The sequence below is a fragment of the Cycloclasticus pugetii PS-1 genome (assembly GCF_000384415.1).
GTDB classification, from domain to species: Bacteria; Pseudomonadota; Gammaproteobacteria; order Methylococcales; family Cycloclasticaceae; genus Cycloclasticus; species Cycloclasticus pugetii.
In genome coordinates this window covers 383,314-398,738 of record NZ_ARVU01000001.1, presented here as the reverse complement: position 1 = coordinate 398,738, position 15,425 = coordinate 383,314, and the positions used below count along the sequence as shown (strand labels likewise).

Annotated in this window: 15 protein-coding genes; 6 read left to right on the top strand and 9 right to left on the bottom strand. The window is 39.2% G+C overall.

Annotated features, from left to right (window positions below; genetic code table 11):
• Positions 1–4: 4 nt before the first annotated feature.
• From CYCPU_RS0101965 to CYCPU_RS0101930, 8 genes are all read right to left on the bottom strand, one after another.
• The gene (locus CYCPU_RS0101965; RefSeq protein ID WP_020161786.1) at positions 5–1,078 is read right to left on the bottom strand and encodes a glycosyltransferase; all 1,074 of its coding nucleotides are present in this window, start codon (positions 1,076–1,078) and stop codon (positions 5–7) included.
• 82 nt (positions 1,079–1,160) lie between these two features.
• On the bottom strand, positions 1,161–2,258 hold the full coding sequence (gene wecB, locus CYCPU_RS0101960) for a non-hydrolyzing UDP-N-acetylglucosamine 2-epimerase (RefSeq protein WP_020161785.1): 1,098 nt from the start codon (positions 2,256–2,258) through the stop codon (positions 1,161–1,163).
• A 16-nt stretch (positions 2,259–2,274) separates the two neighbouring features.
• A complete protein-coding gene (locus tag CYCPU_RS0101955) occupies positions 2,275–3,483 on the bottom strand; it encodes a glycosyltransferase (RefSeq protein WP_020161784.1) in 1,209 nt (402 codons plus the stop codon).
• A gap of 9 nt (positions 3,484–3,492) precedes the next feature.
• Positions 3,493–4,842: an oligosaccharide flippase family protein gene (locus tag CYCPU_RS0101950; protein WP_020161783.1), complete on the bottom strand. Its 1,350-nt coding sequence runs from the start codon at positions 4,840–4,842 to the stop codon at positions 3,493–3,495.
• Positions 4,829–5,938, bottom strand: a complete 1,110-nt coding sequence (locus CYCPU_RS0101945; RefSeq protein WP_020161782.1) for a phosphoenolpyruvate carboxykinase (ATP) — start codon at positions 5,936–5,938, stop codon at positions 4,829–4,831. The genes CYCPU_RS0101950 and CYCPU_RS0101945 overlap by 14 nt, the downstream gene beginning before the upstream one ends.
• Positions 5,939–5,947: 9 nt before the next feature.
• A complete protein-coding gene (locus CYCPU_RS0101940) occupies positions 5,948–7,054 on the bottom strand; it encodes a DegT/DnrJ/EryC1/StrS family aminotransferase (RefSeq protein ID WP_020161781.1) in 1,107 nt (368 codons plus the stop codon).
• A complete protein-coding gene (locus CYCPU_RS0101935; RefSeq protein ID WP_156815267.1) occupies positions 7,051–7,638 on the bottom strand; it encodes an acyltransferase in 588 nt (195 codons plus the stop codon). The genes CYCPU_RS0101940 and CYCPU_RS0101935 overlap by 4 nt, the downstream gene beginning before the upstream one ends.
• A gap of 7 nt (positions 7,639–7,645) precedes the next feature.
• Entirely contained in the window at positions 7,646–8,701 is a 1,056-nt protein-coding gene (locus CYCPU_RS0101930; protein ID WP_020161779.1) for a Gfo/Idh/MocA family protein, read from the bottom strand.
• Positions 8,702–8,996: 295 nt separating this feature from the next.
• Between CYCPU_RS0101930 and pilB the strand changes: the two genes are divergently transcribed.
• Genes pilB through yacG form a run of 6 tightly spaced genes read left to right on the top strand, consistent with a single transcriptional unit; the run spans position 8,997 to position 14,447 of the window.
• The gene (pilB, locus tag CYCPU_RS0101925) at positions 8,997–10,706 is read left to right on the top strand and encodes a type IV-A pilus assembly ATPase PilB (protein ID WP_020161778.1); all 1,710 of its coding nucleotides are present in this window, start codon (positions 8,997–8,999) and stop codon (positions 10,704–10,706) included.
• Positions 10,707–10,711: 5 nt separating this feature from the next.
• Positions 10,712–11,932, top strand: a complete 1,221-nt coding sequence (locus CYCPU_RS0101920) for a type II secretion system F family protein (protein ID WP_020161777.1) — start codon at positions 10,712–10,714, stop codon at positions 11,930–11,932.
• 29 nt (positions 11,933–11,961) lie between these two features.
• Positions 11,962–12,837 (top strand): prepilin peptidase, encoded by an 876-nt coding sequence (locus tag CYCPU_RS0101915; RefSeq protein ID WP_020161776.1) that lies wholly within the window; start codon positions 11,962–11,964, stop codon positions 12,835–12,837.
• A gap of 6 nt (positions 12,838–12,843) precedes the next feature.
• Positions 12,844–13,449 (top strand): dephospho-CoA kinase, encoded by a 606-nt coding sequence (coaE, locus tag CYCPU_RS0101910; RefSeq protein WP_020161775.1) that lies wholly within the window; start codon positions 12,844–12,846, stop codon positions 13,447–13,449.
• Positions 13,450–13,489: 40 nt separating this feature from the next.
• Positions 13,490–14,257 carry a cell division protein ZapD gene (zapD, locus tag CYCPU_RS0101905; RefSeq protein WP_026362552.1) on the top strand — a complete coding sequence of 256 codons (768 nt, stop codon included), beginning with the start codon at positions 13,490–13,492 and terminating at the stop codon, positions 14,255–14,257.
• 1 nt (position 14,258) lies between these two features.
• The gene (gene yacG / locus CYCPU_RS0101900; protein WP_020161773.1) at positions 14,259–14,447 is read left to right on the top strand and encodes a DNA gyrase inhibitor YacG; all 189 of its coding nucleotides are present in this window, start codon (positions 14,259–14,261) and stop codon (positions 14,445–14,447) included.
• 23 nt (positions 14,448–14,470) lie between these two features.
• On the opposite strand, the gene CYCPU_RS0101895 is transcribed toward yacG, so the two are convergent.
• Entirely contained in the window at positions 14,471–15,406 is a 936-nt protein-coding gene (locus tag CYCPU_RS0101895; protein WP_020161772.1) for a Nudix family hydrolase, read from the bottom strand.
• Between the last annotated feature and the right edge of the window lie 19 nt (positions 15,407–15,425).

The following is a 15,425-nucleotide window of genomic DNA, read 5'->3' as shown; positions in this document are numbered from 1 at the left end:
ATACCTAGAGTGCACTTTTGATTATACTTTCGAAGAACTTCAATCTTCGCTGCTCTTTCATTTCCCAATCAATGAGCTGTATAACTTGTTCTTGATCTACTCGCCTATCAGACCACTCATTAACAAAGTCAGTTATTTGCTGTTTATTCTCATTAACATTTAATTCGTAATTCCCAATATTTAACACGAAATCTTTTCCATCAACATCAGTATCCTTATAACCTAGTATCACAGGTAACCCATATGCTAAGTATTCACGCACTTTTAGTGGTGAAGCCTCTTTCATACCTTTTCTATGTAACGCTAAAGTACCAATCCCAATGTTCATCTTGGAATATAAGTCAGAAAGTGCATCTCCTGTTTTAAACCCATGATAAAAGACATTTTCCAATACCCCATCCAATACCTCACCAACTACATGAAAATCAAATTCTGGAAACATCAATGCAAGCCGCAATACTTTATCAGTCCCTTGCCATGACTGACTAGGTGAGCCCACAAAAATAAATTGAACCCGTTTTCTTTTGTCTATTGGATTATTCTCAGTCGCTAATACTTTAAACCCATTAGAAACAGTAATAATGGGCTTCCCATATTTAACATAGGGCTCAGCAATCTCATTCGAAACAGCAACAAAAGCTGACGATGCCCTTATTAGCAACTCTCGGGTTAGCTTGCAATAAAGCCATGAAAGAAAACCCAAGGTACGCTTTTCTAGAAGGTCATTCGTATTAAGCTCTATAACGCTCGGTACCTTCAATAACATTCTACCAAACTGAGGAACCCAAATGCTTTGCCTAACATAAAGTAAATCTGGTTTTGTATTTTCAATATAGTCCTGTATCTTTTTGTACGCGAGAACTCGGTTAAGATATCGCTTTAGCACCATTGGTATAAACCTTGCTTTTAGCCTTGAAAACTCTACTCGTTTTATATTGGCTGAATAACAATTCTCACTAATACAGAAGCATTCAACCGTATTCCCATAGTTTCTCCATAATTCAATTTGAGAAGCTATTTTCTTAGCCACCCCAAGCGATGAACTTAAGTCTGCGTCCACAACATAAATTATATGCAAGGAACCACTCCTTTTAATGGACTCTGTAAACCAAGTTACACATAAATAAGCCGCTAACTATTTCGATGAGTACAATGCAAACTCAACCCACTAAATAAGTAAATAAGATTTCATTTACAATTCTGTGCGCTGCGCTCCCATCACCATATAGATCTTTCTTACATGTATGAGGAAACTTAGCTGTCATTGATTTTGTAATAATATTCTCATCATAACCTGCTAAATGGTTAACCCCCTGTTCAACCAACTCAACCCATTCGGTTTCTTCTCTTAAGGTTACACAAGACACTTGATAAAAATAAGCTTCCTTCTGGACTCCTCCACTATCAGTTGCTATTGCTCTAGCGTTCTTTTCCAGCATTATCATATCCAAATAACCCACTGACTCAACCACCTGAATAGGCGTTCCAATATTAATACCAAATAAGTTTAATTGTTTTTTTGTTCTGGGGTGTAAGGGCAAAATAACAGGCACTGAAGATTGCGACAAACCATTAATAATAGATGACAGTCGGTGCTTATCATCCGTGTTTTCTTGGCGGTGTATTGTAGCCAAAACATATTCTTTTGAACTTAGCTTCAATGTCTCTAAAATTTTACTTTTCTGCTCAGCCTTTTTATAAAAATATAAGGCAGCGTCATACATAACATCACCTACTAGGTGAATTTTGGAGCGTTCAATGCCCTCATTGCCCTCATTTACTAGATTACTCACCGCAAGCTCAGTTGGAGCAAACAATAAGGTTGCGATATGATCTGTTAAAACTCGGTTAACCTCTTCGGGCATACTCCGATTAAATGATCGTAGCCCAGCTTCTATATGTACTACAGGTATATGCAACTTAACCGCTGCCAATGCGCCTGCTAATGTACTGTCAGTATCACCGTACACCAACACCCAATCCGGCTTTTCAACCAGTAATAAGTCTTCGATTTTCTCTATCATACGGCCTGTATTTTGGCCATGTGAATCACCACCCACACCTAAATTGTAATCGGGCTTGGAGATACCTAGCTCATCAAAGAATACCTTCGACATATTGTCATCGTAGTGTTGGCCGGTATGAACAAGAACTTCCACAATATCTTCGCAGCAGTGCTTAAACGCACGAGATACTACAGATGCTTTTATAAATTGGGGCCTTGCCCCTATGATTGTTATAACTTTGATTACATTCAACGCTTGACACCACTATTTAAAGAAACGTCGCTAACATAGCTTGAAATTGAACATAGTTTTTATCTGCATTATATCGTTCATCCCAAACCTCCTTCACTTGCCTTCGAAATTGAACAGAGTTTTTATTGTCAATACTCGTTATTGCTACTGCAATCTCACGTGGTGTAGCAACTTGTCCTAATAGCATCCCATTTCTCTCGTTAACTATTTCCCCTACCCCCCCGACATTTAAAGCTACGGTAGGAATACCAAAAGAAGTTGCCTCCATGATCGACACAGGGATGCCTTCACTTGAACTCACATTGATAAAGCAGTCAACCTTCTCATCCTTAAAAAAATTTACTACTTCATGATTAGATATTTCACCCATCCATTTCACTTCGACTTTATCAAGCTTACTTCGCGCCATCTTTTGCAAATCATTTTCAAGCCTCCCCCCACCAATATGAGTCCATGTGAGATTCATACTACCTTGTAAAAACATTAAAGCCTCTATAATTAAATGAACTCTTTTAACTGGTACCAAATACGAACAAGACACTATATGAAACTTCCCAGCTTCATTAAAGCCTTTTCCATGACCGTAATCTAAAGTTCCTAGCCGTGCAGTAATAACTTTATTAGGCGGCACATTATATTCTTTAACAACGTACTTGGCTCCATCTGAAGAGCAAGGAAAAATGGCATCAAGCTCCTTTAAAAAGCTCATGCCCAACGGCATAAAACCACCTTTGTTTCGCTCCCTATACAAATCGAATCTATGACACCTAGTTACAGCTCTAATACTCGGAAATCTTTTTTTAAGAATAGCCCCAGAAAAAGCACTTTCATTGGCCCAATAACTATAAATAAGAACCTTTGAGTTATTCAAGTTATCGAAACAACTTGCCAATTCCCGAGCAATATTCTCACCAACATAAATATAGCGCAGCGTCTTTAATAATTTATTTCTTGAAAATAGAGTACTAGGCTTTAAAAAAACTTCAGAGTATAAATACTTTGAGGCTAATAACTTAATGAACTTAACAAGAGAAAACTCACTACTGCATACTAACCTTAAATCTAGCTTAATGTTGCTAGGAAAGTTTCTTATTTTGTGCCCTTTTTTTAAGGGCATCAAAATCACTTCATAACCAATACCAGCTAAGTAATTTATTTCAGTTTCAATAAACTGCTCTCCTGGTAAAAAAGGAAAGGTGCTTGTAAGAAAGAATAATTTAGACATCTAGCAAATTTAAGAGCTACTTCGTGGCTGAGGGCCAAACAAATACCTCAGATGTATTAAGTCTTGCATCTGGGGCACCCAAAAAACCCGAAGTTCACAGTTAGTTAACATTTTGTATACGGCCAATCGAAAAATCAAGTTCGCCACATATGCTAATGAAGTTGCTAGAGCCGCACCAGTTAGACCAAATACCGGTATTAGTAAAATATTCGCTATGACATTCACTACAACAACGATAACTGAAGAGTATGCATTCAACTCCGGTCTTCCTCTTGCCGCAGTATCGTTAGCAATTAATCTTGAAACTGCTAACGCAACCACCCCTGGCTGTAAAACCAAAAGTGGAATAACTGCGCCAATGTATTCAACTCCAAAAAGTAGTTCTACTATCACCCAGGATGATATCGATAAAACAACACTGCCTATCATCGTAATATAAAACACAATCCTAAATAAAACTGCAGTTACTTCTTTTCTACCAAATTCATCACCAGACATCGATGACAATTTAGGAAAAAGAACTGTTGAGATTGCCTGTGAAACCAACCATAACCTTTCGCTAATTTGAACTGCAACCACATAAACACCTGCAGATAAGGGGTTCATCAAGATATTAAGTAGAAACAAATCAGCTTTATAATTTATATGACTAAGTATATTTGAAGCATGTACCTTATAACCATAATTGATAGCTCTTAAAATATATTTCCGAACATTCACTGGTTTTTCACTAATCAATTTAGCTCTTACTAAAAAAAAAGTTACAGCCAATGACATGTAAGCACTAAATGAACTTGCTGCAATCAAATAAGCAATATTATCAAGCTTAAAAAGAACTATGACTATAATAAACAAAAACAAACAACATGGATAAGCTAAAAGAGCTATATTGAACTGATCAAATTTTTGTAGTCCTTGCAAAATACTAGCTAATAACTTTTGCATTAAAATTGCTGGAAATGAAATCAACGACACCCAGAGTAGACTGGAATTTATTTTTGGGAAAAAAAGTTCAGTGTTGCCCGCAAGAGCCATACTTCCCAAACCTAACCCAGAAACTGAAACAATAAACCCAAACAAAACATTGGAATAAAAGGCGGTATTGATATTAAATTGCTTACGACTAAGGAAGTAAACATTCGATGACTCAAAGCCTAGACTCAAAAAACCCGCTAAAGTAAGAGGAAGCAATAAAACCAAAGCATATATACCATTGCCTTCAGGCCCATAAAACTTAGCGACAACTATTATTGTTACGGCCTGAACCAATATACTTAACACATGTCGTTTTAAAGTTTTTTTTATATTAAAAAATACCCCAGATTGTTGAGTAGCACGCATTTTTTCATTTTTCTTCATAAAAAGAAGCACTGGAAAATAACTTTTCTATTTCCTTCATATACTGTTTATGGTCATAATCCAATGGTATTGATATTTTAAAAATACGCGCCTCACTAAACGCTCGAGAAAGAACCTCTACCCAGTTTTTTTTAACCACTTCTAAATCTAAAACTGGACTTAGCCCCCTTGCAATCGAGTTATACTTCTCCCAATAAAGATGATTATGAAAAATTCCATACTCCGCCAACAAAACCTCAATTGTTAATAGTATTGTCTCATCTAACTGCATTTTTGAAACTTTCACCTCATGGACATTCTCACGAAATAAATACAAAACATCAGTAATTTCAGCTCCACTAGTGGAAACTTCATTGAAAAGCCTAAGTGGTGATATTTTTCTTCTTACCCGGCTTGGATTCATGTAATTAAGACAGTTAAATTGAATTCTGTCCAGCCATGAGCGGCCTGATAGGAGTTCTTTTTTGACATCATTACCAACACAGTTATAACCATAAATTTTTGGCCAAGCCATATTACCAAAAGCCTTCCTGTTTTTTGAAACCGTAACGATATCATCACTAATGAAAGCAGCGCCCTCTATTTCTTTTAACGCTAACATTGCTGATGACTTTCCTACACCACCAGTGCCTGCAAGCAAAACACACCTGCTCCCAACTTTAAGTGATGCGGCGTGAACCGGCATAGATTTCTCACTAAAAAAATACACCGAAGGTACTAACACTAACTCATATAGTACTTGTAAAAAACTTTCCATTCTTGAAGAGTACTCTATCGATATTAGCTTATTGATTAGGCTTATATAACCTTTAGGTTCGTTATAATATAAGTCTATGTGTAAAAATCCATCATCGTCAAAAAGCCAATTCACTACATGCTTGCCAAATGAAGTAACCATCCCGTGATTTGTTCTAGCATGTATAGCAGGGTTTCTAGTAAGTAAGCTCTCTTCGAAGTCTTGATTAATCTTTATCGTTACATAAACCTCTGGCTCGTCATCTATGTCTTGATAAAGGCCTACAGTCTCTACCAACATGTCTTCAACGTCTTCATGACAAGAAAATTTATAACACCTTCCAAAAATGAATTTTTTCAACTAGCCCCCTCAGCTACTTAAATTAACATGCAATATTGCGCTACTTATAGCGTACATGACCTCATCATTTTGAATAAATGAATTCATCGGCATGCTAACAACTTCTTCTGATACTTCATCAGCAACTGGGTACTTATTTCGCTCCAAATTAAGATATTGAAAACACGCTTGCAAGTGAAGCGGCAGGGGATAGTGAACGGCCGTTGGAACACCTTCATTTTTTAGTTTATTTTGTAGTTCCTCACGATTTTTTACACGTACGGTATATTGCGCCCAAACACTAGTACGATCTTCTTTTACACTTGGCGTCGCCACGATACTTTCTAAGTTATTACTATATTTCTGCGCCACTGCCTGCCGAGCTTTTATTTCATCCGCATAATGGGGCAACTTGGCCAATAAAACCGCTGCCTGAATTGTATCTAACCGCGCACCTAAACCAATGTATTTATGATGATAGCGTTCACTTTGGCCATGTACTCGCAGCATTTTTATTTTTTCGGCGTATTCATCATTATTGGTGAAAACCGCGCCCCCATCACCATAACAACCGAGCGGTTTAGAGGGGAAAAAACTAGTGGTATATATATCGCAATGATGAGCTTCTGCTTGCTCTTTATATGTTGCACCAAATGACTGCGCTCCATCAATAATAACCTTTAAATTATGTTTTTTTGCGATGGCATTAATTTCGTCCATATCGGCTGGTTGCCCATAAAGACTTACCGGCATAACCGCTTTTGTTTTAGATGTAATAGCCTCTTCGATTTTACTGGCATCAATATTAAAGGTGCTTTCCTCTATATCTACAAAAATAGGTTTGGCTTTCATCAAGGCTATTGTTTCTGCTGTTGCAATAAAACTGAATGATGTTGTTATGACTTCATCATCAGGTTGTATGTCTATTGCCATTAGCGCTAACAATAAAGCATCTGTACCACTTGAACAGGTGATAGCATGCTGCGCTTGGGTGAATTGCTCTAATTCCCGTTCAAGCCGTTGCACCTCTTCACCCATAATATAATTTGAATTATCAAGTACTTTTTGGATATTCGCATCAATTTCTTTTTTATACAGCTGGTATTGGTGCTGAAGGTTTGCAAAGTCAATTTTCATTCGACAACCTTAACCACGCTAACCCTATTGGCATTTAATTGATACTCCGTTTGTGTATGAGGGCACGTTGTTTTAGCTTCACCATGTAGAGGTAAATCAAGCCTTTCGCCGTATTCGCTCATCCAACCAATTTGCTTTGCGGGGTTGCCTACCATCAGTGCGTAAGATTTTATATCTTTGGTAATGACTGAACCTGCCCCTATAAAGGCGAATTGCCCAATCGTTACACCACATACTATGGTGCAATTAGCACCTAAGGTTGCGCCTTTTTTTACAAGTGTGTCCAAATACTCATTTTTTCTTTCAACCAACGAACGGGGGTTATATACGTTGGTAAATACCATACTCGGCCCACAAAAAACACCTGCTTCCAAGGTGACATTATCGTAAATAGAAACATTATTTTGAACCTTACAATGGTTACCAATAATCACTTTATTGCCTACGAAAACATTTTGCCCAAGTGATACATTTTCTCCAATTTTCGCACCGCCACACACATGTACCCAGTGCCAAATGCGTGAGCCTTTACCTATTTGCGCACCTGTATCGATAATAGCTGTTTCGTGTATTGTAATATCCATATATGTATTAATACTCCAAGGGTAGCGAGATTGTTTTTCCATCCCGTGCTGACAGATAAGCAGCTATCAACACCTCAAGCGATTTTAGCCCTTCTCTACCATCTGTCTCTGGTTCTTCTATGCCCCGTAATACATCAACCACATTTTTGTAATACAGCGGGTGGCCAAAACCATACACAGAGGATGTGTCATAATTAGCCTCTTTTACTTGTTGATCATACTCTTTAGGCTCATCAAACTCCCAATGTTGTATCTCATTCACAGCCACTCCACCAATACGAACGCTACCTTTCTCACCCAATATAGTGATGGAACCTTCCATGTTTTTAGGGTATGTCAGCATAGTGACACTCATTGAACCTAACGCACCGCTTCGCCAACGAACATTCATCACACCGGTATCTTCTACTTCAATATCACGCGTTGTGCTCATCATGGCTTGAACCTTATCGATAGGGCCAATTAACCAATCAAAAAGGTCAACGTAATGACTGGCCTGGTTCATAAAGGCGCCTCCATCAAATTCCCAAGTACCACGCCATTTTGCTTGGTCATAATATGACTGTGGCCTTGTCCAAAATACATTGATATGAACCATATGGATTTTACCAAAACGTTTTTCTTCAATGGCTCGCTTCAACAACTGTAAAGTAGAGTTCCGACGGTTCTGTTTTACAACAAATAAATATACGCCTGCCTGATCACAAGCCTTTACCATGCTCACACCGTCTTGCCAACGCGTTGCCATCGGCTTTTCGGTTATTACATTTACTCCGTATTTAGCTGCTATTTTTGCTTGTTCTGCATGTAGGCCACTTGGTGTACAAAGAGCAACAACATCTACTTGCTCAACCTCTAATAACTCAGCCATTTTGCTATACCCACACACCTTATATATTGAAATGTATTGCTCAAGTATTTCACTATTAGTATCACATAACGCTACCAACTCCATCTCAGAAGAATGCTTTTCAATAGCAGTTAAGTGATTTTTTGAAATTCGACCACAACCAATAATAGCTATTCGAATTTTCCTCCCGTTAACCTTTGTATAACTATGCATTTACTTGTGTTTCCATAATTTATTTTAAAAATATATGAGTAGGTGTGAAAGAACTACTATAAACACTCAACGTTAAAACCCTAACCACAATGTTTCCAAATATAGACCATAGCCCTATCGGTTTATGAAACTATATTACACCTTCAGAAATTCAATCATTAGCCACTCTCAAACCGAGAGTGACCAGTTTTTTTATAATTACACTGTAATTTACTGCATTAAACCTTATTTTCTACTAATATTAGTTAAAGTATCGTTTATTATGTACTAACTATAGGAAATTAATCGATTTAACATGGCTGTATCCGGCGAAAAATTTTATTTAGGTGGCTTAGCAAGACGATTGGTCTTAGACGGTCTAATTACTGAAGACGTTGCACTCAAATATTCTGAGGAGGCTTATAAAAAGAAAAGACCTTTTGTTAGCTTTCTTGTAGAGAAAAAAGTTTTAGATAGTCAAATTATTGCTCTTTCTGCTTCTGAAGAGTTTGGCGTTCCATTATTTGATATTACAGCACTGAGCAAGGACGTTATTCCCAAAGGTATTGTTGACGAAAAATTAGTTCGTAAACACCATGCATTACCGATATTTAAACGTGGCAATAAGCTGTTTGTTGCCGTATCTGACCCGACTAACCTTCAAGCGCTTGATGAAATAAAGTTCCAAACAAGGATGAGCACCGAAGCCATTCTTGTTGAAGAGGATAAGTTAGCACGTGTTATTGACACCGCCATGGATGATGAAGATACATCCATGAGTGACTTATTGGATGACGACCTTGAAAATATCAATTTCGATGACCCCGATGCAGAACCGGTTGACGATCTTGACAGTGAAATTGATGACGCACCCGTTGTGCGATTTGTTAATAAAATCTTATTGGATGCCATTAAAAAAGGTGCATCAGACATTCATTTTGAACCGTATGAGAAAAGTTTTAGAATCCGAACTCGGCAAGATGGTATTTTAAAAGAAATTGCTTCACCACCAGTTAATATCTCAAACAAACTGATATCACGAATTAAGGTGATGTCGCGGATGAATATTTCAGAACGCCGTATTCCACAGGACGGTCGTATTAAAATGGCTTTATCGAAAAAAAGGGCCATCGACTTCCGTGTTAATACTTGCCCTACTCTATATGGTGAAAAAATCGTGCTGCGTATTTTAGACCCAACCAGCGCACAAGTCGGTATTGAGCAACTTGGGTTTGACGAAACTCAAAAGGAAGCTTTTCTAACCGCTATCAAAAAGCCATACGGTATGATTTTGGTGACAGGACCTACCGGTAGTGGTAAGACCGTTAGCCTTTATACCGCGCTTAACTTATTAAACGACCCAAACATCAACATTTCAACAGCTGAAGACCCGGTTGAAATTACTGTATCGGGTATTAACCAAGTCAACGTAAACCCAAAAACTGGCTTAACCTTTGCTGAAGCGCTTCGAGCTTTTTTACGCCAAGATCCAGATATAATCATGGTCGGTGAGATTCGAGACCTTGAAACCGCTGAAATTTCTGTTAAAGCCGCACAAACCGGTCACCTTGTTCTATCTACATTACACACAAACGATGCCCCACAAACCTTAAACCGTTTAAACCAAATGGGCGTTCCACCCTACAATATTGCAGCATCTGTGTTATTAATTATGGCGCAACGTTTAGCAAGAAAACTATGCGATAAATGTAAAAAAGAAGAGACATTACCAACAGAGTTATTAATCAAAGAAGGCTTTAGCCCTGAAGAAGCTGAAGGATTAACAACTTACAAGGCTGTAGGCTGTGATCATTGCACTAACGGCTATAAGGGCCGTATTGGCATTTTCCAGGTGATGCCTGTTTCTGAAGCCATGGAAAACCTTATCATTAAAGGTGGTTTAACAACTGAACTTGAAGAACAAGCTGCACAAGAGGGCGTTTTAACACTCAGGGAGTCTGGCTTTAAAAAGGTCATCGCTGGTATTACCAGCATAGAAGAAATAAACCGAATCACTAAAGATTAAACATTATGGCATCTAGTGCATCAAAAATTACCTATATTTGGGAAGGAACCGACAATAAAGGCAACCGCAGCAAAGGGGAAATAAATGCCCGAAGTGATGCCCTTGTTAAAGCAGAACTGAGGCGTCAAGGGATTCGCCCTATTAAGGTTAAGAAAAAGCCTCAAGCACTTTTTGGTAGCATGGGTCAAAAACCAATTGTTCCTAAAGATATCGCGGTTTTCAGCCGTCAATTAGCAACCATGATGGCGTCCGGCATTCCATTAGTACAATCTTTTGATATTATTGGCAAAGGGCACGAAAAGCCTGCCATGCAAGATATGCTTGCCAACATTAAATCAGACATTGAGGGCGGGTCAACACTCGCTGAAAGTTTAGGAAAATACCCGTTTCAATTCGATGAGCTATTTTGTAATTTAGTAGAAGCTGGCGAACATGCCGGTATTCTCGAAGATTTACTTGTCAAAATTGCTGAATATAAAGAAAAAACAGAAAGCTTAAAAGCTAAAATCAAAAAAGCCCTTACCTATCCTATTTCAGTATTAGTAGTGGCCGTTATTGTTACCGCAATCTTATTGATTTTTGTGGTGCCTCAGTTTGAAAGCTTATTTAGCGGCTTTGGTGCAGATTTACCGGCGTTTACACAAATGGTCGTCGAACTGTCTCGTTTTATGCAAGAGTGGTGGTGGGCTGTCTTTGGCATAATGGGCGGTGTTGTATTTGTTCTAATGCAAGTTAAAAAACGTTCACGTAAATTTAACCACCTGCTCGATAGAATGATACTGAAAATGCCAATTATTGGCGACATCATGAACAAAGCAGCCATTGCTCGTTATGCTAGAACGTTGTCCACCATGTCTGCTGCTGGCGTACCCTTAGTAGAAGCACTAGAGTCTGTTTCAGGGGCAACCGGAAACATTGTTTACTCCGAAGCCGTTTTACAAATGAGAGAACAAGTGGCGACCGGCATCCAATTACAACAAGCCATGAAAAATGTAGGCCTTTTCCCTCATATGGTTGTGCAAATGGTCGCTATTGGCGAAGAAGCAGGCTCGGTCGAAAGCATGCTTGGTAAAGTGGCTGATTTTTATGAAGAAGAGGTCGACAACGCTGTGGATTCCTTATCTAGCCTTATTGAACCCTTAATTATGGCTATTCTCGGTATCTTAGTGGGTGGTTTAATTGTTGCCATGTACCTGCCTATCTTTATGTTAGGGTCTGTTTTTTAATAATACACCTAACGGCTTAACCGTCTTACATGAGCATTATCCAAGCGCTTGAACAAAACCCCTTTTTATTCTATTTAACCGTTTGCTTACTAGGGCTTCTGGTTGGTAGCTTTCTTAATGTTGTCGCCTATCGGCTACCCATCATGTTACAAAATGCTTGGCGCCAAGAATGCCTCGCCTTTCTTGAGCAAGAAGATACAAATAATCCTTCACCAGCGGCCTTTAATTTATCGCAACCGCGTTCACGCTGCCCTTCTTGCCAACACCCTATTAGCGCACTCGAAAACATTCCCGTTTTGAGTTACTTATTTCTACAAGGGCGATGTAAAAACTGCCAACAAGCTATCTCAATGAGATACCCCGCCGTCGAGTTAATCACTGCTCTTTTGTCGCTTCTCATTGCCGTACAGTTTGGCGTGTCGTTACAAATGTGCGTCGCTTTATTATTTACCTGGGCGTTAATCTGCCTAACATTGATAGACCTTGACACTCAACTATTGCCCGACTCTATCACCCTTCCACTTTTATGGTTTGCGTTATCCATCAGCCTATTTGAAATTTTCATCACACCTAAAACCGCACTCATCGGCGCACTTGCCGGTTACCTTAGTCTTTGGTCAGTTTTTTGGTTATTTAAATTAATCACCGGTAAAGAAGGGATGGGCTACGGTGACTTTAAGCTACTTGCCGCTATTGGCGCTTTATTGGGCTGGAAAATGTTACCTCTGGTCATTATGTTATCTGCTTTAGCTGGTGCAATCATTGGAATAACACTCATCATTATTCACGGACGAGATAAGAACATACCCATACCATTTGGCCCCTATTTATCTATTGCCGCGTTTATTGCGTTGATCTGGGGCGAAAAAATTAACCTAACTTACCTCCAGTTTGTCGGCTTATAACATCGTATGTTAACCATTGGTTTAACGGGGGGTATTGGCTGTGGCAAATCGACTGTCACCCAATTGTTCGAAAAAAGAAACGTCCCCGTGGTGGATGCAGATATTATCTCCCACACCATTGTACAATCAGGACAACCCGCCCTCCTCCAGCTGCAACAAGCCTTTGGGAATTCCATTCTTTTACCGAGTGGTGCACTAAATAGGGACTACTTACGTGATTTAATTTTTAACAACCCCAGCAAAAAAGAAACCTTAGAATCCATACTCCATCCCATTATTTACAAAACCATGTACCAAACCTTGGCTAGCTTTGACTATCCTTATGGTATTTTAAGTATTCCTCTTCTACTAGAAACCAAGCACCAAGCAAACATTGACCGCATCTTGGTCATTGATTGCCCAGAAGCCACTCAAATTAAACGCGTTAAAGCACGCGATCAACTGAGTGATTCTATGATTAACTCAATTATGAACGCTCAATGTACCCGCGCATTCCGCCTCAGTCAGGCTGATGATATTATCACCAATGTTGGGTCATTAAATAGTCTAGAAAAAAAAGTAGAGCAGCTACATAACGTCTACTTAGAAATGAGCGCTGGAAAAACCAAATAATATCCTGCAAAATAAACGTTTTAGGATTTATCTATTACTTGTGTCTGAACAGATCACTTACGAACTACCTCTTAGTGAACGTATCCGCACCTTTTTGCGGCTAGAGGATTTATTCGAGCAAATGTTACATTTTTCTCAACATGACGGAGAATGGCAAAACAGAGCAGAGCTGAGTTGTTTACTTGATATTCTTACCATCTCAAGCAGAACAGATCTAAGAAATGAAATTACAAAAGAAATTGAACGACACACAAAGTGCCTTGTCATTTTTGCTAAAAACCCAAAAGTAGACCGCGAAAAACTAGAGCAAAGCATTGACCAACTCAATTCATTAAACCGCCAGCTTTTAACATCTAGCGGAAGAATTGATCAGGTCTTAGGGCAAGTTGACTTATTAAAGTGCTTATCACAGCGCAACAGTATCCCTGGTGGTACCTGCGATTTTGACCTGCCAGCTTACCATTTTTGGCTTAATAAGCCATTAAGCGTTCGTCGCGAGCAGATACAACACTGGACCGCTCATCTCACACCAATTCGGCAATCTATCTCGCTATTACTGCAATTTATTCGCTATAGCGCCATGCCGACCGAAAAAATTGCACGTGCTGGCTATTACCAACAAAGCTTGGATACTAACCATCCGGTTCATTTACTTCGGGTTTCTTTAAACCTTTCCTCTGAGTATTTTGCTGAAATCAGTGGTGGTAAGCACCGCTTTACAGTCCGCTTTATGTTGCCCCTTGAAACAGAAAGACCCAGTCAAATAGATGAAGACATTCGTTTTACATTAAGTATCTGCCAACTCTAAAATGAAAACACAAACCGTTAACTGCCCTACTTGCCGCAAAGCCGTGCCTTGGAATGAAGCCTCAACCTTTAAACCTTTTTGCAGTGAGCGCTGTAAATTAATTGATTTAGGGGAATGGGCTTCAGAAAAACATGCAATTGCTGGAGAAAAAGCACACCCAGCTGAGGACGACCAACTGTTCGAACATTAAGCTTTGCCCACGGGCATTGACTGTTACCTGCCAAATGCTCTTATACCAGCCACACCATAAGCACCATTTGACAGCGCTTTATCTAACGTTTCTGGCCCTACACCCCCTAGAGCAAAAACAGGTAGCGGCACAGCCTCACTTAACGACTTAAACTGCGGCCAGCCTAAAGGCTTCATGCCTATATGCGTTTGTGTTGCACATACAGGTGATAACACGGCAAATAATACTCCCAGTTCCTTTGCTGCTTTTAGTTCTTGTTCATTATGGCAAGAGGCGGCCAGCAAAACACCTTCCAGTGAACTGGCTTTATTTTTCATAGCTAGCACCTCGTTAACACTTAAGTGTATCGCCTCAGCATTCATCTCTAATGCATCAGTCATACTGCTATTAATAAATAAACGAACATTGTTACGTTTACAAAGAGCCATCGCTTGCTCAGCTAAGTGTTTAAAGCCACTCTTATTAAGCGACTTTGCTCGCCATTGAATCATCGTATACCCGCCTGATATTAAGGTCTTTAAATGGCTTAACATCTCTTCTTCTGCGCCTATAGACTCATCAACAATTGGATAATACCGAGGTAAATTCAACGCATCGATGATCGCCTTGTTTGCTGCAGGAAATGAGCTTTTGTCTAACGAATCGATCGCAAGCCATTTAATCGGTTGACCTTCCATTCCACATGCCTTGCCTTGAAAGCTTTCAACCAGGTACACCTCAAGCAACACACCTATATCGTTATAATCGTGCTTCACCTGTATAAAGGGAACTGCCGTTAACACCTCTATATTTAACTCTTCTAGTAGCTCCCTTTTTAACGCGTCTTCAGTCTTTTCGCCTTCTTCGACTTTACCACCCGGAAATTCCCACAAGCCACCTTGATGCGCCTTCTTAGAGCGCTTACTAATCAGCACCTCATTGTATTGATTTTTTATAACCCCGACCGCTACCTTTAACATCTGTATATCAATACTATGT

Bases quoted from the DNA above. Each gene is read 5' to 3' on its own strand.
- CYCPU_RS0101950 (WP_020161783.1), bottom strand. From the start codon at position 4,842: ATGAAGAAAAATGAAAAAATGCGTGCTACTCAACAATCTGGGGTATTT.
- CYCPU_RS0101935 (WP_156815267.1), bottom strand. From the start codon at position 7,638: ATGGATATTACAATACACGAAACAGCTATTATCGATACAGGTGCGCAA.
- pilB (WP_020161778.1), top strand. From the start codon at position 8,997: ATGGCTGTATCCGGCGAAAAATTTTATTTAGGTGGCTTAGCAAGACGA.
- CYCPU_RS0101915 (WP_020161776.1), top strand. From the start codon at position 11,962: ATGAGCATTATCCAAGCGCTTGAACAAAACCCCTTTTTATTCTATTTA.
- CYCPU_RS0101895 (WP_020161772.1), bottom strand. From the start codon at position 15,406: ATGTTAAAGGTAGCGGTCGGGGTTATAAAAAATCAATACAATGAGGTG.
- CYCPU_RS0101940 (WP_020161781.1), bottom strand. From the start codon at position 7,054: ATGAAAATTGACTTTGCAAACCTTCAGCACCAATACCAGCTGTATAAA.
- CYCPU_RS0101930 (WP_020161779.1), bottom strand. From the start codon at position 8,701: ATGCATAGTTATACAAAGGTTAACGGGAGGAAAATTCGAATAGCTATT.
- CYCPU_RS0101955 (WP_020161784.1), bottom strand. From the start codon at position 3,483: ATGTCTAAATTATTCTTTCTTACAAGCACCTTTCCTTTTTTACCAGGA.
- CYCPU_RS0101920 (WP_020161777.1), top strand. From the start codon at position 10,712: ATGGCATCTAGTGCATCAAAAATTACCTATATTTGGGAAGGAACCGAC.
- yacG (WP_020161773.1), top strand. From the start codon at position 14,259: ATGAAAACACAAACCGTTAACTGCCCTACTTGCCGCAAAGCCGTGCCT.
- coaE (WP_020161775.1), top strand. From the start codon at position 12,844: ATGTTAACCATTGGTTTAACGGGGGGTATTGGCTGTGGCAAATCGACT.